This window comes from Paenibacillus sp. 2TAB26, assembly GCF_052115145.1.
Taxonomy (GTDB): Bacteria; Bacillota; Bacilli; order Paenibacillales; family Paenibacillaceae; genus Pristimantibacillus.
Window position 1 is genome coordinate 16402 of the sequence record NZ_JBFRGC010000005.1, and the last position, 14775, is coordinate 31176.

Consider the following 14775-nt stretch of genomic DNA (forward strand, 5'->3'; position numbering starts at 1 on the left):
ATCGTCCAAGTGTTGCGTCATGATTATTCACCCTACGATACCATAAGGCAAATACATCGTTATCTTTGTTCCGCTCCCTTGCTCTGAATGAACGGTGAATGCAGAACCAGAAATGGCCTCTAGCCGCTTTCGAATATTAGCGATGGCAATGCCCCCATCCCGCTTCTCTCCGCTCGTTATTTGACTAAGCAGAATATCCGACATTCCAACACCATCGTCCTCGACGGTTACTTGTATATAGCCATGTCCTTCATTAATCTTTAATGAAACAGTGCCCTCTCCCTCTTTATCAAACAACCCGTGACGGATCGCATTCTCAACAAAGGGCTGTATGCATAAAGAAGGAATCTCTACATCTTGAAGACCTTCATCTACATGAGAGATAAAAGTAAACCGCTCTCCAAACCTAGCCTTTTCGATCTCAACATAGGCATGAATCAATTCAAGCTCACGGTCTAGAGGAACGACTAAATTAGATCGATCCGTATCTAAAATGTAGCGTATATATTGACTTAGCATCGACAATAAATAGGCTGCTTTTTCTCCATCTGTATAACAGAAGGAAATAACGCTGCTTAACGCGTTGAACAAAAAATGAGGCTTAATTTGAGCCTGATGAAAGGCTAGCTCATTTTGAATGGCCTCCTGAATGGAGGTTTTCATTGCAATCAATGTTTGGATTCTAGCAAGCAGCGTCTCACCATCAAATGGCTTCGTTATATAATCATTAGCACCTGCCCTGAAACCTAACGCAATATCTGCAGGTGTGTCCTTAACAGTCGCGAAGAGAATGGGCAAATCTAGAATCGAATAGCGGTCTCGCAGTGTACGGCATAGCTCAATACCAGAAGTACCCGGCATCATGACATCTAAAATAACAAGGTCCACACGAGGATGCTCGTCCATCTTGAACATCGCTTCTTTAGCCGAAAATGCTGTAATCACATTGTATCGATGCTGCTTTAATATATGTAATAAGCTATAAATATTGGAGGCCTCGTCATCCACTATTAAAATGGTACGATCATAATAGCCTATAACGTCGAGCGAGGCGTGATCAGCTGTCACTCGCTGCACCATTTCGTTTTCTGAGGATGCCGAAGCTTCCCGATAGCCTTGAATGTCTAAAGCCCTAGGCAGTGTAAAGAGCATACGAGTTCCTTCACCGATCTCGGACCAATCCACTCGAATTTCGCCGTCCATTCGCTCAACCAGCTTGCGGCTAATGTACAGACCAACGCCCATTCCCATATAACCATCCGACGGAAGCGTTTCTTCCAGCTGCTCAAAATATTCGAAAACCTTCAAAAATTTATTGCTCGGAATTCCTTTTCCCGTATCCTCAACAGTGATAGCTACCCTATTGTCCAACAACCTCGAATTAACCCTTATCCAGCCGTTCTCTGTATGCCTAATTGCGTTATAAATCAGATTATAGAGCACCTGTCTAAGTCTGCTTTCATCTGCAACTACCCAAATATCCACTTCCACCTGATTGTCTAATCGCACCGACTTCCCAGCTAGCTCGAATTGCAGTACATCAAATACGATCTGAACGGCTACTCGCAAATCCACCACTGTCATATGCAGCCTTAATTCTCCATGCTTCAAGCGGCTTACATCAATTAAGTCATGAATTAACATAGACAGTTTAGTGGAAGTATCCTTGATCAACCAAAGATTTTGTTTTTGCTTTGGCTGCAAATTATGATCCTCATCCTCAAGCAAATGAGCTGTCATGTTCATAATACCGTGCAGAGGTGTTTTGATCTCATGAGAGGTACTCATCAAAAACTCATCCTTCAGTTGATTGGAAACGAGCAATTGACGGGAGAGTATTTCAGTTTTCTCATAGGCATTCGAAAATCTTACAGCGAGCAAAATATTTATAATGACAATAAATCCGATAATACCGAATGTTCCCACTAAATTAGTGTCTACGACATTCGTCGAGTAGAGACCATCGTATATGAGAAAAACCATCAAAGAAACGCCGCTCCCAATGAACAGAAGCCATTCTTTCCCTTCAGACGAAGTACTCTCACTGCGTATGTAAAATACAGCCATTTTCAAAATGATATACGACACCAACAGCCCTAAATAATATAAAGTTAAACCTTTTACATTAATGTGAACGCTGTACGGCAGCAGCAAAACAGCAGCAATATAAAGGATAAATGGCGTTTGAAACAGCTTTAAGTTTCTCGGCGACAATAACCTGGCATCAAATGAACAAAAAAATATAATAATGACCATAGCACTTAAAACTTGGCTCAAATCAAGCAGCTTATAAGTGATGTCGAATGGAATGTTCGGAAGCAGCTGTTGAAATATTTTCTCACCATTCAGTGAACGCTCTAAAGACAAGATTAGCAGGTACAATCCGCTAAGCAAGTAAGCTTTATTCCTCCGTCCAAGATAATAAAAGATAAGATGATACGCCCCGAACATACCCATAATCAAAACAAGTCCAATTCCTATGCCTAGCTGTCTGCCATTCATCTTGCTAATATCATAATCCAATCCGAACGAAATCGAATTGACGATCCCCCCAGTGACAAACACATAATTGGATACCTGAATAACAAGCTCAACTTCCCTCGTTTCGGTTTGAAAAAAAGCGCTAGAAGGCGTATTTCCAGGTATGTTCAATTTTTTGCTCGAGGATGGTTGTCCACTTTCGCTTTCCAATTTGCCATTAATAAATAACCGATGAGCCATTCGGATACTTCTTGTTTTCAGACCCAAACCTTCCTTTTCATCTTGGAGAAGAATCTTTAGACGATATGTCCCAAAGCCTTTTCGAGCCATACCTCCTTTAGCGTTTTTCCCTGTCCAAGTAGCAGGTACAGATAAATAAGAAATTCCCGAATTGTTTTGGTGAAAATCGGCAGGCGTAAGCAGCTGTCCTTCGTAAAATTCCCATTCACCATCAAGAAAAACAGGGCCATCCTGCTCAAGGCTCCAATTAGATAAATCCAGCACTCCCCGCTTTGCTTGCGGCAAGTCTCGGTTAGATTGCGTTAATGCCTGCAGGCTGGCTGTCAATACAATTGTAATGAGTAGAAATACTGCTATTTTGATCAATCTTTTAACGCTCTCTCTGTGCAATGCAGCAGCCCCTTCCACGGTTCATAACATTTCGTCCATTTTATCACCACAAGCTCACATAAATCTCTATAATTCTAGGCATAAAAAAAAGACTGTTCCGCGGTCACCAAAGTGACTTACAGGACAGTCCAAAGCTCAAGCTATTCTTTTAAATCCAAGCCTTTAAATTAACCTGACGAATAAAGTCCGCTGGGCTAAGCGTCTCCGTTGCCGTACTCTCTGGTTCCGCTTCCGTTTCTTCTTCACCGTTCATAATTCGTTTAAACAATTCTTCATTATGTGTAGCAAGAGCAAAATCAATTAAAGCCTCACGTTCAATGCGGTCAACCTCATCTTGAATGAGTACCTCTTCAAGTTCTACATCTTCATCAGGAATAAGGAAATTACGATTCGCAGAGGGTACTCTGAGCACGTAATCAAATACATTATCCGCATTGCGGTCGTAAGCTATAATATAACCATGTTCCCCGATGGGCAGGTTTTGTTCATATTGGTCAGCCACAATGACGACCTTTGTGCCTAGCTGTAGCATCGTCCTCAACTCCTGTTTCTTCGCCGCTGATTCTTTCACTACTATCCTACTAAAAAATGATAGCGGTGTCCAATCGAAGAGAGTTGATAGACGGAATAATTACATTATTCAACAGCTGAACTTCTGCGAAGAACCGTTGCTGATAAGCAAATAGACGCTGCAATACATATCATTGTGATCAAAATCGACCAACCGAATCGACTATTATTTTCTATACCTGATACCGCGGCTTGATAGGCAAAACCGCTTAATGCGCCTGGACTCCACCCCAGTGCCTTAGGAAACAGCCCCGTCAAAATGGATAAAATGACAGCTCCCCCCAATGCCGAGAACGCCGCAGCCGCCGGACTCCGAAGCAGCGAGCTGAAAAGGAGCGTAATCGTTGCTACAAAGGTGAGCCATAAACCGTAGATAAGCAAGCTGTTAAACACCTTATCCATTGGAGCATCGCCGATCAACAAGCCTGTATAGTACCAAGAAGCAAGATACCCCGCTATAAATGAACCCCAGGTAAGCATAACGATAGCTGTCCATTTGGAGCAGATGTAAGATAATACCGAAATCGGCTTTACAAGAATAAGTGATGCTGAGCCGTTGATACGCTCACCAGACACCGTCCCCATACAAACGAGCACGAGAACAAGAACCCCTAGTGTGCCAAATTGCTGCAGTGTTTGTGCAAGAACCTCAGTACCGAGCGGCGTAGGAATTTCGATAACCGTTCCCTCCGGCAAACTTCCTGCCTTCTCCAATATGACCGGCATGAAATAGGTTGATACCGGCTGCATAATACCGAGCAATATAAATACTAATGGCACCCATAGCAGCTTAAAGCTTCGCATAAGTTCGAGAAGCTCCTTTTGAACCATAACCATGTATCGAGTAAAGCTTGACGATCCAGCTGAAGGAACAGTAACTGTCTGTAAACGACTCATTTCTTTTGTACTCATGCAGTCACCACCCTCATAAATAAATCCTCCAATGATGAATGACCAATCTCCAATTTGCTTACCTTAATTTGTTCTCTCGTCAATTCTTCAAGCAAACTCCGTCTAGCTGCATCCACTTCGTTTACAGTAAATCGTGCAATTCCATTGTGCAATTGAACATCTTGAAAGAGACTAGTTTTGCCGCTATTCGTAAGGGCCGGCTGGATACGCTCTACATAAGAGGATAACCAGCGTTCTGAATTTGCATCACGTTCAATCTGAAGCTCAATGATCGGTTTGCGATGCTCATTGCGAATCTTCTCAATCGCTCCTTGCAGCGCAACTTTCCCATTCCGAATAATAATGACATCATCACACAGTTCCTCGGCATCATGCAGAACATGCGTCGAGAAAAGCACCGTCGTCTCCCGCTTCAGCTCACGCAGCAATTCAAGCACCTCTCTGCGTCCAATCGGATCAAGCGCTGAAACGGGCTCATCCATAACAAGCAGCTTAGGCTGATGGACAAGCGCTTGAGCCAGACCTAAGCGCTGCTTCATGCCTCCGGAATAGGAGCCTATTCTCCGCTTCGCAGCAGAGGAAATCCCGACACGCTCCAGCAACTCTTTGGCTCGTTTTTTGGCCTCTGCAGCGCTGAGACCGCATAATTTACCTGCATATATCACATATTCCATTCCAGTCATCCAATTATAGAACGACGGTGATTGCGGCAAGTATCCAATCAACTCACGATGATTGCCTGCTTGAGCAGATCCCATAAAATCCATTTGTCCTGCCGTCTGCTTAAGCAGGCCTGTAATCATTTTAATTGTTGTTGTTTTCCCTGCTCCGTTCGGTCCTAGAAGGGCAACACAGTGGCCTGTCGCAATCGAAAAATCGATTCCAGCTACTGCATCAACTGTACCGAACGTTTTTGTGAGTCCCTTCACCTGAAGCAATGCGCTCATCTTTCATTCCTCCTTCCAGCAATAAAGAAGGCGATCGGGCCAAAAATATTTACAAATATAATAATTAAAACCCACATCAGCTTAGGACCGCGTGTACTCTCCGCCTTAGCACACAATACCAATGCAATCACCATTAAGATCAATTGAATAACGATTATTGGTGCAATGATAGGTAATATATCCGATAATTCGATTTGATTATTCATTTTAAAGCCCCCTTAGTTCGATTTAAAAATGATCAGGCTATTCATTTCCTTTTCCACGGCGACGTGGAAACCATCCGCTCCGCACAAAAATAAAATAAAAGAGAAGCGGCATCGGCGCCTGAATCAAACCCCATAACCCCCAAAACCAAGGCATACTGTCCCTTTTACGAGCATCGATGAATAGCCACGTTGATTGTGCGATCAAGACAGAGATAAGCAAAATCCATCCCCAAATCGGTATGATCTTCAGCTCTTCCATGTTCGCACCTTCCTTCGACCAAACGTTATGCCAACAAAACCTATGCCTCCAACGGCAATGACCACTTGAAGCACAGCGAACCATACCAAGTTACGATCCAACATCCACATCATCATTCCAAAAATTAAACAAGCTAACAGCCAAAAAATCAAAAGATCCTTCCATAGCTTTCTTTTCATTTGCTGCTTATGCGCATCCACCATGTCCTCGAATCTTTGCAGCTCTGGAACATGCGGTGCATGAATAGCATCAAATCGATTTAATGTCTCTTGCAGTTGATCATCGAACCACTTCTGATCCTCTGTTTCCTCTTTAAGCTTCTTCATGCTCCGTTAGCTCCTTCCGCAGCTGCTTTAACCCATTATGCAGCCTTGATTTTACTGTCCCTACTGGGATATCCAGCATCGAGGAGATTTCCTCTTGTGAGTAGCCGTAATAATATTTCAACAATACCGGTATTCGAGTATCGCTATTCAGATCACCTAATGCTTGAAGCGCCTCGGGCCATTCATCTCCTCGCTGCAAAGTATTGTAGCGAATGGACCTGAGCGACTGCTCCTCTTGCACCCAATGCTTTTCAAGCTCGTTTCGCCGAATTCGATCAACAACGAGCCTCGATGCTATCGTTATAAGCCAAGTAGAAAATTTGGCTTTAATCTGAAAGGTCGCTATTTTTTCAATCGCTTTCAGCATCGTTTCCTGTGTGACATCCTCCGCACGTGTTTTGTTCATCGTTACTTTAAGTGCGTATTGATACAGAAATGAATAATTTTGTCGCAGCAGTTCCGAGAGCGCTCGCGAATCGCCGCGAACTGCTTGCTTAATTAGCTTCGTCTCGTCATGCACGAGCGCGCAACCTCCTCTTTTTCATTCACTTGTAGCTTAGACGGTTCACTAGCACATTTCGTTCATTTGCTTTTAAATTTATTTTTTTAAAATAAAACAACTGCGGAAATATTAGCTCTTCCGCAGCTGTTGAATGGAAACCATATTCTATTGTTTGTTATGACTGCGGCTGTACCAATTCCATACGGGCTGCAAGTCCGCACGATCGAGTGATTTCACACGATATTCGTAAGGGCTGCCCAGAACCCGAACCGCTATTGCAAACAGATTTTTTTTCTGCTGCCAAATGGAGCGGCTTACTCTCATCGTTACAATTTGCGGGCGCCTAACCATATAAGTAGATCGTGATAAAAAACGATTGCGAAGCGTTAACTGGCCTTCTCCCAAATGAACCCCCGCAGCGTTATAGCAGCTTTTTCTCCACAAAATAACTATCGGCAACAGTATTAGCGACCATAACCCATCTGCTTTAAATAATACGATCAATGCGGTACATAAAAGCAGAGTAATCAATAATTCGATTCTAACGTAATAAATGAAGGCACGTTTTGGCGCACCGATCAGCTTAGCTCTCGAAGGAATGTTCATTTGAGGAACAAATTCATCGAGTACTTTTTGAATATCGGAAAACTTCAGAAAAGGATGCAGCATAAGCTGTTCCTTTTTGTCCGATGATACGATTTGAAGCTGGATTTCCGCATAACCAATCGCCTGCCGGAGCGGTCCTTCGTTGACGATAACCGCCTGAACCTTCTTCGGGTCAAAAACAAACGATTTTTTCTCAAGTAAACCATAAGAAACTGCAATTTGCCTGCCATCTCTTTTAATGGAGAAGCCGCTATACTTCAGCACGTACAAAACAATAGACAGAAGCCATGCCAGCACAATTCCAATAACGACAACAATTACGATGAGTATGTAGCTTGGCATTAAACTAGTTGAATCCTCGACAACCGTTTCAAAAAAGTGATCCGGGAGAAGCTGATTGATAATATCATCTGCAAAAGAAAACAAACCCGCCAAAAACGCCGCTACGAGACCAAAATTAGTCGATGTCGCAGCTGCTTGAAGAAGCTGCGCAGCCGATAACGTTATCTCCGATTTTTTGGTACTGGCCTCGACAGTCGGAGCTTGCGGTGTAAGCGGCTTATTGTTTATTTTTACAACAACCTGCTCATCAGCCTGTTCATTGACCGCGATATGTTCAGCAGCCGGGTCAGTCGGTACAACGATCGACGATGCTTGTTTTCTAAGCATATATTGGATGTCATTTGCTTCTTTTATAGAGAGTGCCGGCAATATCCCATCTGCCTTCTTATTGCCGCCAGGCGTCTCGATCTTCACTTGAGCAACCCCGAGTATCCGCTGTATAAGTGGCTGCTCGACGTTAACGGAGTGGATACGTGTATAGTAGATCGTTTTCTCATCCCTGAACAACAAGCCTTTTCGAATGATAATACGATCCTCTTCCAGCCAAAATCCGAAACGCTTCCATTCAAAAAAACTAAAGACTAATAATACGACAGATAACACGGCTGCCCCGGTATACCAGTACCAATTCAAATTAGTCCAACTGGTCCCTTTCAATACGCCGATCAAAATAACAGGAATAAAACCTTTAATCGTATTCAGCAGTCCGAACAATATATAAATTGGATGAAGCGTGCGGCGATCATTCATCCTGATCATCCACCTTAGCCAAAATTCCAATTTTACGTTTCAACTGCTCTGCTTCCGTTTGCTTCAAACCACTGATTCGGTGGGTTGTAGCAGCTGTAACTATTGATACGCTAGCCAGATCATACTTCCGCATCAGAGGACCGCTCTCAAGCTCGACATGCTGTACGCGTACCATCGGAACAAGAACATTGCTCAAAAAGATAAGACCTGATTGAATTTCAAGCTCATCGTCAAATAGCTCATATGAAAATCGCGTATACTTCATTTCTGGAATAACCCAAGTGAACATAATAAAAGAGATGGCAAAAATGGATAATGCGATCCATCCTGGTATTAGCGTCCAATCCCAAATCGTTGCACAAGAAAAATAGGCGATGATTAAAGCGAGAAAAATACCGTTCGTAATTAGCTCACTAATGCGATAAACCGTAATATAATCACGATGAAGCCGATTCGTTAACTTTCGATTCATTTCTATCGTTTCCCCCTCTATTTGTTAAGGCAAAAGAATGAGCTCCGCCTTGGAACGAGTCAGCGCCCTAGCGCCTTGCTCCGTAATTAAATAGCTATTCTCAATACCGACCACGCCTTCTCCCGGAAACGTGAATTTCGGTTCAACTGCGATAACCATGCCGGGCTGCAGAGGCATTTGAAAACCTTTTGCCAACACAGGCCACTCATCAATTTCAAGTCCAATGCCATGCCCTAGAAACTTCGCTTGATCCGCACCATAACCCATAAAATGATCCGTTAGCTTAGCCGCTGCACAGCTCTCAAGCGCAGCCTCGTAAAGCCTTGCGCAAGGCGTGCCAGGAATCATAAGTTTCTCAGAATCAGCAATTACTGACTCCGACACCTTGTAGGCATGGTGAAGGGTTTCAGAAAGCTTCCCTATTACAGCTGTACGTGTCTGATCAATAACATATCCATCTACACAGCAGCCAATATCAATTAATATAGGTTCATTGCGTTTGATGATCGATCTGCTTACGCTTTGCGGCGATGCCCCGCCAAGACCAAGTCCGCCCGCAGGTCCGTCAAAATAGGATGGAACCGCTGCTGCAGCTCCCGAAATAACCATACCGGTCGTTATCTCTTGGTTATATCCGCGCATGCGCATCAAACCAATATGTCCGCGTATACGAAGCTCATATTCAACACGCGCCATCCATTCAAGCTCGCTGATTCCTTCCTTAAGATCATTCAGCGCCTCGCTTAATGCTTGTGCCACTACTTCGGCAGCTTCCTCGATACGGCTTACTTCCCATGGAGATTTAATCATTCGCAATCTCCGAATGTGAGCTGAGCCATCCATCAGCTCGCAACGTCCCGATGTGCCAAGCAGCTCCGTCAGCTTGATGTAAAGCTGCGCTGGAAGCACATCTAGATCGGCGGCTATCCGCAGCTCCTCTCCTTTGTTAAACAAATACGCATAGTTCTTTGCCAGCGTTTCTCCAAAAACACGAAAAGCACCGAGCTCCTCTACCTGAATGACCGTCTCCAGCTTAGCGCGTTGAACGCTGCGACGTACATAAAAGGTAGGTTCCCCAATGCTTGGAATAAATAAATAACCCGTTTGCATAGATCCGCAAAAATAATATAGATCTACATTTTGAGTAATAAGAAAACCAATAATTCGCTCTGCTTTCATAACGTCCTGCAATCGCTCAATTCGTTGTTTGATAAGCTCAGCAGGAACATCTGCTTTAATATCCATCACTTCGTTAATCAACTCCTATTTATTTCCCTCCTCTTATTACACCAATTTTCCAAATTTTCGTCAACCTGCTACCAGCTCTGCTGCCCCCTTAATATCCCATTCAATAGGATCCATCACTTGAAACGCTCGCGGATACACGATATGTACAATCAACACAACTCCCGGCCGATTAAGCGTCACCTCATAATCAAAGGTCTCATTTCGATAAAGGTATGGAAAAGTTTTTTCATCATTTACGATCTCAAATACGAGTACCTCAACTCGCTTTTTCAAAAATGATTCCGGCAGCGGCACGCCTTGTTCATCCAGCCTTAAATTTTCTCGCAAATATAAAGTCGCTGCCGCTGCCGCTTCACCTGGAGATAATCGAAGCACGCCATTGCCAAGCGCCGCTGGATCAAGCTGTTGTGCAGCTGCATGCGCAGCTCGATTAATCGCTCGCTTGCTTTGGAACAAGGTGCGCATCGCAAGCTCCTCTTCAACCTGAAGCAAATGAATCGATATCCAGACCGTCATCATCAACACGATAAGCAATAGCTTGTACATCGATTCATTCACCTCTTTCCGTTATGGCAAATATTCACTCATTTTCATTCCAAAAGCCCGCATTCGCTCGCTCGGCAGCGGAGGTGCCAGACCAATTAATCGATCTATTTCAAATAAATCCTCATACGGGTAGCTAAGTGTCAACGAAATGCCGGTCCCTCTTACAACAGGGGCGCTAGGGTTTGAAGCTGTGACACCACTCGTTGTAGCTAGTTTATATTCGATCTGGTCAGCCTGCATGCCATAGCGAGCCATACGCTGCCTAGATTGCTCTTGCATTTCCTCGCTAATGTAGCCGTAGGTTCCACTAGCGCCTATTTCCAGTAAATAATCGACCTCCTGCTGCAAAACAGCTTGTCTAACAATGAGAACATGCTTATAAATGGGCGAAAACATAAGCCAGCATAAAAGCCCTGCAAACAAAACGAAAATCAATATTTGCTTCATGGACTCATTTCCCTAATATGGCTGYTTATCGAGCTGCCTGCCCCATCGATTTGCTTCTTCATTCCCTTATCACCATCAGCAACTGCTTGATAGCAAATAATTACGGCAATAAGCAGCAGCATCGATACAAGTATTGAGCGCAATAATGGAACACCTCCGCTCTACTTTATAATTTTATGCAGCTGAGCTTAAGGAAGCAGAGCGCCAATTTTTGTATTGGCTGCTGTTCCTTGCGATTCGATCTGACTGCTAGTTCCAGTCTTGTCCTCAGCGATGATTGAGTTAAACAAAACGATAACAACAACAAGCATCATGACTGTCATCAAAATATTACGCATGCTACCACCTCCTTTCCAAAATAACCGATTAATGATTAGCCTAGCGATTCAAACAGCTTCTGTCCTTCTCTCACCCATGGATATATAAACACTTGAAAGGTATACAAGATGGGGATTCCCGCGATAACAAACAAAAAATAAGAGGTTGATTCCTTACGACTTTCTTTAGCCAGCTCCAGCTTCTCTTTATAATCCTCTATACGTACACGCAGCAATTCGTAATATTGCGGACTCTCATGGAGTCGAAGCGCATCAATCGTTTCTACAAAGCTCAAAGCCTCCTCCGTTCCGAGCCTTTGCTTAAACCGTTGAAGTGCGCCGCCCGCATCGTGATACCATTCAGCCAGAAGCCGTTCAAGATCATAGCGCATCGCTCTCGTAAAGGGTACACATCTTAGAAGCTTCGCATGAACATGCAGGGAGGAATCGGATAAATAAAGAAGCTGCCTGCTAATAATGAAAATTTCTTTCGTAATTTGCAGGGTGCGCACCTTGCGAATAGAACGCAGCCATATTAGGTCGACATACAAAACAAGCATCACAATGAGTAAGCCTGGACCCGCATACGACATGGGGATATAGGCGTTTATACGCTCATACCATGCAGCAGCCAAAATAATTATCCCGCTTACACCAATTAATAACGATCGCCTTGCAAAAACATACCAAGCTGTATCGATGGTTACACCACAGCCTGCGAGCAGCAGCTCCCGCTCTATAAAAGAAGGATGCTGCCTTGAAATAAGCAAAAACCGCAGCCACTTATCCGGTGCTTGCCTCGTTCGCCACCCGAATACAGCGAGGTGCTTCCATCTCGATGGCCGCTCCGGCCACAACTGCAAAAGCATATAAATCGCAGCCGCGCCGCCTATGCACTGACTTATTAACAGCGCTAACCGTATTGATACTCCTGTCCATTCAGGCATTTACTGCCTCCTTTCACATCTTTTTGCGTGAAAGCCACAAACCCATTAGGAACGATGCAAAGATGAGCACCATTGCATTTAGCAGCATATCTCTTCCCATCGGGTCAACGATGTAGTAATAATAAGAGTTATCTTTGTTGTATCTGAGATTAATGCCTACAAATAAAGCAAGGAACAATATAGGCGTGAAGTTAGCTACACGTATCTCTAGCAATCGGTTTCTTTCCTGCTCTCCCGCTCTTCTTGCCTTGCGCATATCGGTTAGAAGCTCTTTTAAGCTATCTGTTATAGGAGCTCCCTCAACAAGCGCCACCCGCAAAATATGAACGAAATAATCCGCCCACAAATGGCCGAGTGAAACGGAGAGCAGCCTCAGGCTTGCTTCATCATCGCCTCGAACCGATAAATTACGATACAGCTGTTCAAAAACAAGCTGCATCGGTCCGAGCAGCCTTCTCTCCTCCACCGTGCGCTGCAGCGCAACCCTGACATGCCGCTCACCTGTTACGAGATAACATTGATAAAATAGCTCCACCGCAGGTAAAAAATCCATTTGCGTCTGCATTCTGCGGTGTACCAGCAGTGCTCGTAATATTGTATAAGGGAAAAACCCTAGCAACGCGCCGAACAACAAGGTTCCTTTGACGCTTTGAAAAAATATGCCACCAGAAGCAATCCCCGCAAGCAACAGCAATCCTGATACACAAGCAAAGGAAGCAGGCGTTATTTTCAATCGGAGCGTCTCGAGCAGTTCATTCAAATGATCATGCAGCCAGCTATATCGTCTGAACCCTTCAGCCAGCTTCTTGCGCCAACCGTTATTTGCCCGGTAAGCGAGCTTGCTTCTGAGCTGCTGCTCAGTCGACCACAGCTTGAACAGGTGATACAACGCGATAAACATTAAGCAAAATAATAAGGATGCCGTTGCTGCTGTGGAAAGTTTATTCATCGTTGAGTCCCCCTGTGATTAGCCTGCTAGCCGACCTCACAGTTGGCTCCATTGGAAACTGCCAATCATTTCGCGACTCATCAAATCTTACCCAGTCTCTAACGATTGTCTGCCCATTCTCCCAGCACAGCTCCCCTATCCGACTAACGACTCGCCGTCCACCCAAGTAACTCATTTCAATGCCGATTTCGGTTACATACTGTGTAATTCGTTTTGCGAGCCGTTCAGCGTTCATGCCTCTTCCATCGAGCATACACATATCGGTTATCGCCTCTGGCACATCCTCCAGCCTGTTCGCATGAACGGTCGTCATGCTTCCGGTATGTCCACGCGTGCAGGCACGGACATAAATATTCGCATCCATGTCGCGAATTTCGGCATGGATGATGCGCTGCGGCGACTGCCTGAGCGCGAGCTTAAAAGCTTGATCCGAGCGATGATAGGAATCCTCTTCATCGGTCATATATTCCACAACGTTTTTATTTGGAAAATCACGCCCCAGCATCATCTCAAATCGACTCTCAATCGTAATGATTCGTTCTTCATCAGGCAGCTCAGCAATTAAAGCTTTCATTAAATTGGTTTTTCCTGAGTTCGTTGGTCCAATAATGACCATATTGAATCGTGCAGCTAAGATGGCTTTAAGCAAGCTCTCTACTCGCGCATTAATCGTCTGGTATTCCTGTTTACTTAATGTCTCAAGGCTGAAGCTTCGTACCGTGTAGAATCGAATCGTTAAGGTCGGGTTTGCCGTGAAGCCAAAACCTGTCATCGTAACACGCGATCCATCTCGCAGCATCACCTCTGCCCACCGTTTACGCGGATTGATGCGGTCATTATTGTAGAGCACTAAATTTTGCTGGATGCGCTCCACCTCTCGAATGTCGTTAAAGCGGTAGCCTGAAGCATTTGTAACCCCATTCTTTACCGTAAAAACCCTCTCGCCAACGACTTGTATTTCCTCCAAGCCTTCCTTGTCAGCAAGCACCAGCTCCAAAACATTCAATCCTATCACTTCCGCAAATAACGCCTCTGCGAGCGATTGAAACGAATGCTGTATATTAGCGGCTCCATGTATTCGAAGCCTAATTAATCGATCCGTGATAACCGCAAGAATTTGCTCACGCTCCTGCGTATAGCCAAGCACTGCACGATTCAAGGTCTCGCTGTATTGCCTGCGCTCTTCCTCGCCAAGCCCGTGCGGGGCGCTTAAATAAGTTCGAATATCATCGGCAAGCTTGCCCATTTCCTCTTGTGCGTCCGATGGCAAATAGAAACCAACTGCATCATGCTCACGTTTTTCTTTCTCCGATTGCAT

General features: G+C 44.4%; 18 protein-coding genes. All 18 read right to left on the reverse strand.

The genetic code is table 11. The features are described 5' to 3' along the window. Positions 1 to 27: 27 nt before the first annotated feature. A complete protein-coding gene (locus AB4Z50_RS06140; RefSeq protein WP_441876919.1) occupies positions 28 to 3087 on the reverse strand; it encodes an ATP-binding protein in 3060 nt (1019 codons plus the stop codon). Between the two features lie 172 nt (positions 3088 to 3259). After that, a complete protein-coding gene (locus AB4Z50_RS06145; RefSeq protein WP_339207439.1) occupies positions 3260 to 3643 on the reverse strand; it encodes an ATPase in 384 nt (127 codons plus the stop codon). Positions 3644 to 3747: 104 nt separating this feature from the next. Beyond that, positions 3748 to 4593, reverse strand: a complete 846-nt coding sequence (locus AB4Z50_RS06150) for an ABC transporter permease (RefSeq protein ID WP_441876922.1) — start codon at positions 4591 to 4593, stop codon at positions 3748 to 3750. Then, entirely contained in the window at positions 4590 to 5540 is a 951-nt protein-coding gene (locus AB4Z50_RS06155) for an ATP-binding cassette domain-containing protein (protein ID WP_441876925.1), read from the reverse strand. Before AB4Z50_RS06155 ends, AB4Z50_RS06150 begins: the two co-directional genes overlap by 4 nt. Further along, positions 5537 to 5746, reverse strand: coding sequence for a PLD nuclease N-terminal domain-containing protein (locus tag AB4Z50_RS06160; protein ID WP_339207436.1), 210 nt, complete (start codon positions 5744 to 5746; stop codon positions 5537 to 5539). Before AB4Z50_RS06160 ends, AB4Z50_RS06155 begins: the two co-directional genes overlap by 4 nt. 37 nt (positions 5747 to 5783) lie before the next feature. Beyond that, positions 5784 to 6005, reverse strand: coding sequence for a sigmaY antisigma factor component (locus AB4Z50_RS06165; RefSeq protein ID WP_441876928.1), 222 nt, complete (start codon positions 6003 to 6005; stop codon positions 5784 to 5786). Beyond that, the gene (locus AB4Z50_RS06170; protein WP_441876931.1) at positions 5993 to 6331 is read right to left on the reverse strand and encodes a YxlC family protein; all 339 of its coding nucleotides are present in this window, start codon (positions 6329 to 6331) and stop codon (positions 5993 to 5995) included. The genes AB4Z50_RS06165 and AB4Z50_RS06170 overlap by 13 nt, the downstream gene beginning before the upstream one ends. Then, entirely contained in the window at positions 6318 to 6851 is a 534-nt protein-coding gene (gene sigY, locus AB4Z50_RS06175; RefSeq protein WP_441876934.1) for an RNA polymerase sigma factor SigY, read from the reverse strand. The genes AB4Z50_RS06170 and sigY overlap by 14 nt, the downstream gene beginning before the upstream one ends. 147 nt (positions 6852 to 6998) lie before the next feature. After that, on the reverse strand, positions 6999 to 8531 hold the full coding sequence (locus AB4Z50_RS06180; protein WP_441876937.1) for a PH domain-containing protein: 1533 nt from the start codon (positions 8529 to 8531) through the stop codon (positions 6999 to 7001). Next, positions 8524 to 9003 carry a PH domain-containing protein gene (locus AB4Z50_RS06185; protein WP_441876940.1) on the reverse strand — a complete coding sequence of 160 codons (480 nt, stop codon included), beginning with the start codon at positions 9001 to 9003 and terminating at the stop codon, positions 8524 to 8526. Before AB4Z50_RS06185 ends, AB4Z50_RS06180 begins: the two co-directional genes overlap by 8 nt. Before the next feature lie 24 nt (positions 9004 to 9027). Further along, positions 9028 to 10248, reverse strand: coding sequence for a M24 family metallopeptidase (locus AB4Z50_RS06190; RefSeq protein ID WP_441877568.1), 1221 nt, complete (start codon positions 10246 to 10248; stop codon positions 9028 to 9030). Between the two features lie 63 nt (positions 10249 to 10311). Next, on the reverse strand, positions 10312 to 10797 hold the full coding sequence (locus AB4Z50_RS06195; RefSeq protein WP_441876943.1) for a hypothetical protein: 486 nt from the start codon (positions 10795 to 10797) through the stop codon (positions 10312 to 10314). Between the two features lie 21 nt (positions 10798 to 10818). Further along, positions 10819 to 11244 (reverse strand): hypothetical protein, encoded by a 426-nt coding sequence (locus AB4Z50_RS06200; protein ID WP_441876945.1) that lies wholly within the window; start codon positions 11242 to 11244, stop codon positions 10819 to 10821. After that, the gene (locus AB4Z50_RS06205; RefSeq protein WP_441876948.1) at positions 11241 to 11387 is read right to left on the reverse strand and encodes a hypothetical protein; all 147 of its coding nucleotides are present in this window, start codon (positions 11385 to 11387) and stop codon (positions 11241 to 11243) included. The genes AB4Z50_RS06200 and AB4Z50_RS06205 overlap by 4 nt, the downstream gene beginning before the upstream one ends. Before the next feature lie 45 nt (positions 11388 to 11432). Continuing rightward, positions 11433 to 11582 carry a hypothetical protein gene (locus AB4Z50_RS06210; protein WP_179089950.1) on the reverse strand — a complete coding sequence of 50 codons (150 nt, stop codon included), beginning with the start codon at positions 11580 to 11582 and terminating at the stop codon, positions 11433 to 11435. Between the two features lie 35 nt (positions 11583 to 11617). Next, positions 11618 to 12508, reverse strand: coding sequence for a hypothetical protein (locus AB4Z50_RS06215; RefSeq protein WP_441876951.1), 891 nt, complete (start codon positions 12506 to 12508; stop codon positions 11618 to 11620). A gap of 13 nt (positions 12509 to 12521) precedes the next feature. Continuing rightward, on the reverse strand, positions 12522 to 13457 hold the full coding sequence (locus AB4Z50_RS06220) for a type II secretion system F family protein (protein WP_441876954.1): 936 nt from the start codon (positions 13455 to 13457) through the stop codon (positions 12522 to 12524). Beyond that, positions 13450 to 14775, reverse strand: coding sequence for an ATPase, T2SS/T4P/T4SS family (locus tag AB4Z50_RS06225; protein ID WP_441876957.1), 1326 nt, complete (start codon positions 14773 to 14775; stop codon positions 13450 to 13452). The genes AB4Z50_RS06220 and AB4Z50_RS06225 overlap by 8 nt, the downstream gene beginning before the upstream one ends.

Excerpts from the sequence above, each read along its gene's own strand:
- AB4Z50_RS06145 (WP_339207439.1), bottom strand. The coding sequence starts at position 3,643 with ATGCTACAGCTAGGCACAAAGGTCGTCATTGTGGCTGACCAATATGAA.
- AB4Z50_RS06150 (WP_441876922.1), bottom strand. The coding sequence starts at position 4,593 with ATGAGTACAAAAGAAATGAGTCGTTTACAGACAGTTACTGTTCCTTCA.
- AB4Z50_RS06155 (WP_441876925.1), bottom strand. The coding sequence starts at position 5,540 with ATGAGCGCATTGCTTCAGGTGAAGGGACTCACAAAAACGTTCGGTACA.
- AB4Z50_RS06160 (WP_339207436.1), bottom strand. The coding sequence starts at position 5,746 with ATGAATAATCAAATCGAATTATCGGATATATTACCTATCATTGCACCA.
- AB4Z50_RS06165 (WP_441876928.1), bottom strand. The coding sequence starts at position 6,005 with ATGGAAGAGCTGAAGATCATACCGATTTGGGGATGGATTTTGCTTATC.
- AB4Z50_RS06170 (WP_441876931.1), bottom strand. The coding sequence starts at position 6,331 with ATGAAGAAGCTTAAAGAGGAAACAGAGGATCAGAAGTGGTTCGATGAT.
- AB4Z50_RS06180 (WP_441876937.1), bottom strand. The coding sequence starts at position 8,531 with ATGAATGATCGCCGCACGCTTCATCCAATTTATATATTGTTCGGACTG.
- AB4Z50_RS06185 (WP_441876940.1), bottom strand. The coding sequence starts at position 9,003 with ATGAATCGAAAGTTAACGAATCGGCTTCATCGTGATTATATTACGGTT.
- AB4Z50_RS06190 (WP_441877568.1), bottom strand. The coding sequence starts at position 10,248 with ATGGATATTAAAGCAGATGTTCCTGCTGAGCTTATCAAACAACGAATT.
- AB4Z50_RS06195 (WP_441876943.1), bottom strand. The coding sequence starts at position 10,797 with ATGTACAAGCTATTGCTTATCGTGTTGATGATGACGGTCTGGATATCG.
- AB4Z50_RS06200 (WP_441876945.1), bottom strand. The coding sequence starts at position 11,244 with ATGAAGCAAATATTGATTTTCGTTTTGTTTGCAGGGCTTTTATGCTGG.
- AB4Z50_RS06210 (WP_179089950.1), bottom strand. The coding sequence starts at position 11,582 with ATGCGTAATATTTTGATGACAGTCATGATGCTTGTTGTTGTTATCGTT.
- AB4Z50_RS06215 (WP_441876951.1), bottom strand. The coding sequence starts at position 12,508 with ATGCCTGAATGGACAGGAGTATCAATACGGTTAGCGCTGTTAATAAGT.
- AB4Z50_RS06220 (WP_441876954.1), bottom strand. The coding sequence starts at position 13,457 with ATGAATAAACTTTCCACAGCAGCAACGGCATCCTTATTATTTTGCTTA.
- AB4Z50_RS06225 (WP_441876957.1), bottom strand. The coding sequence starts at position 14,775 with ATGCAATCGGAGAAAGAAAAACGTGAGCATGATGCAGTTGGTTTCTAT.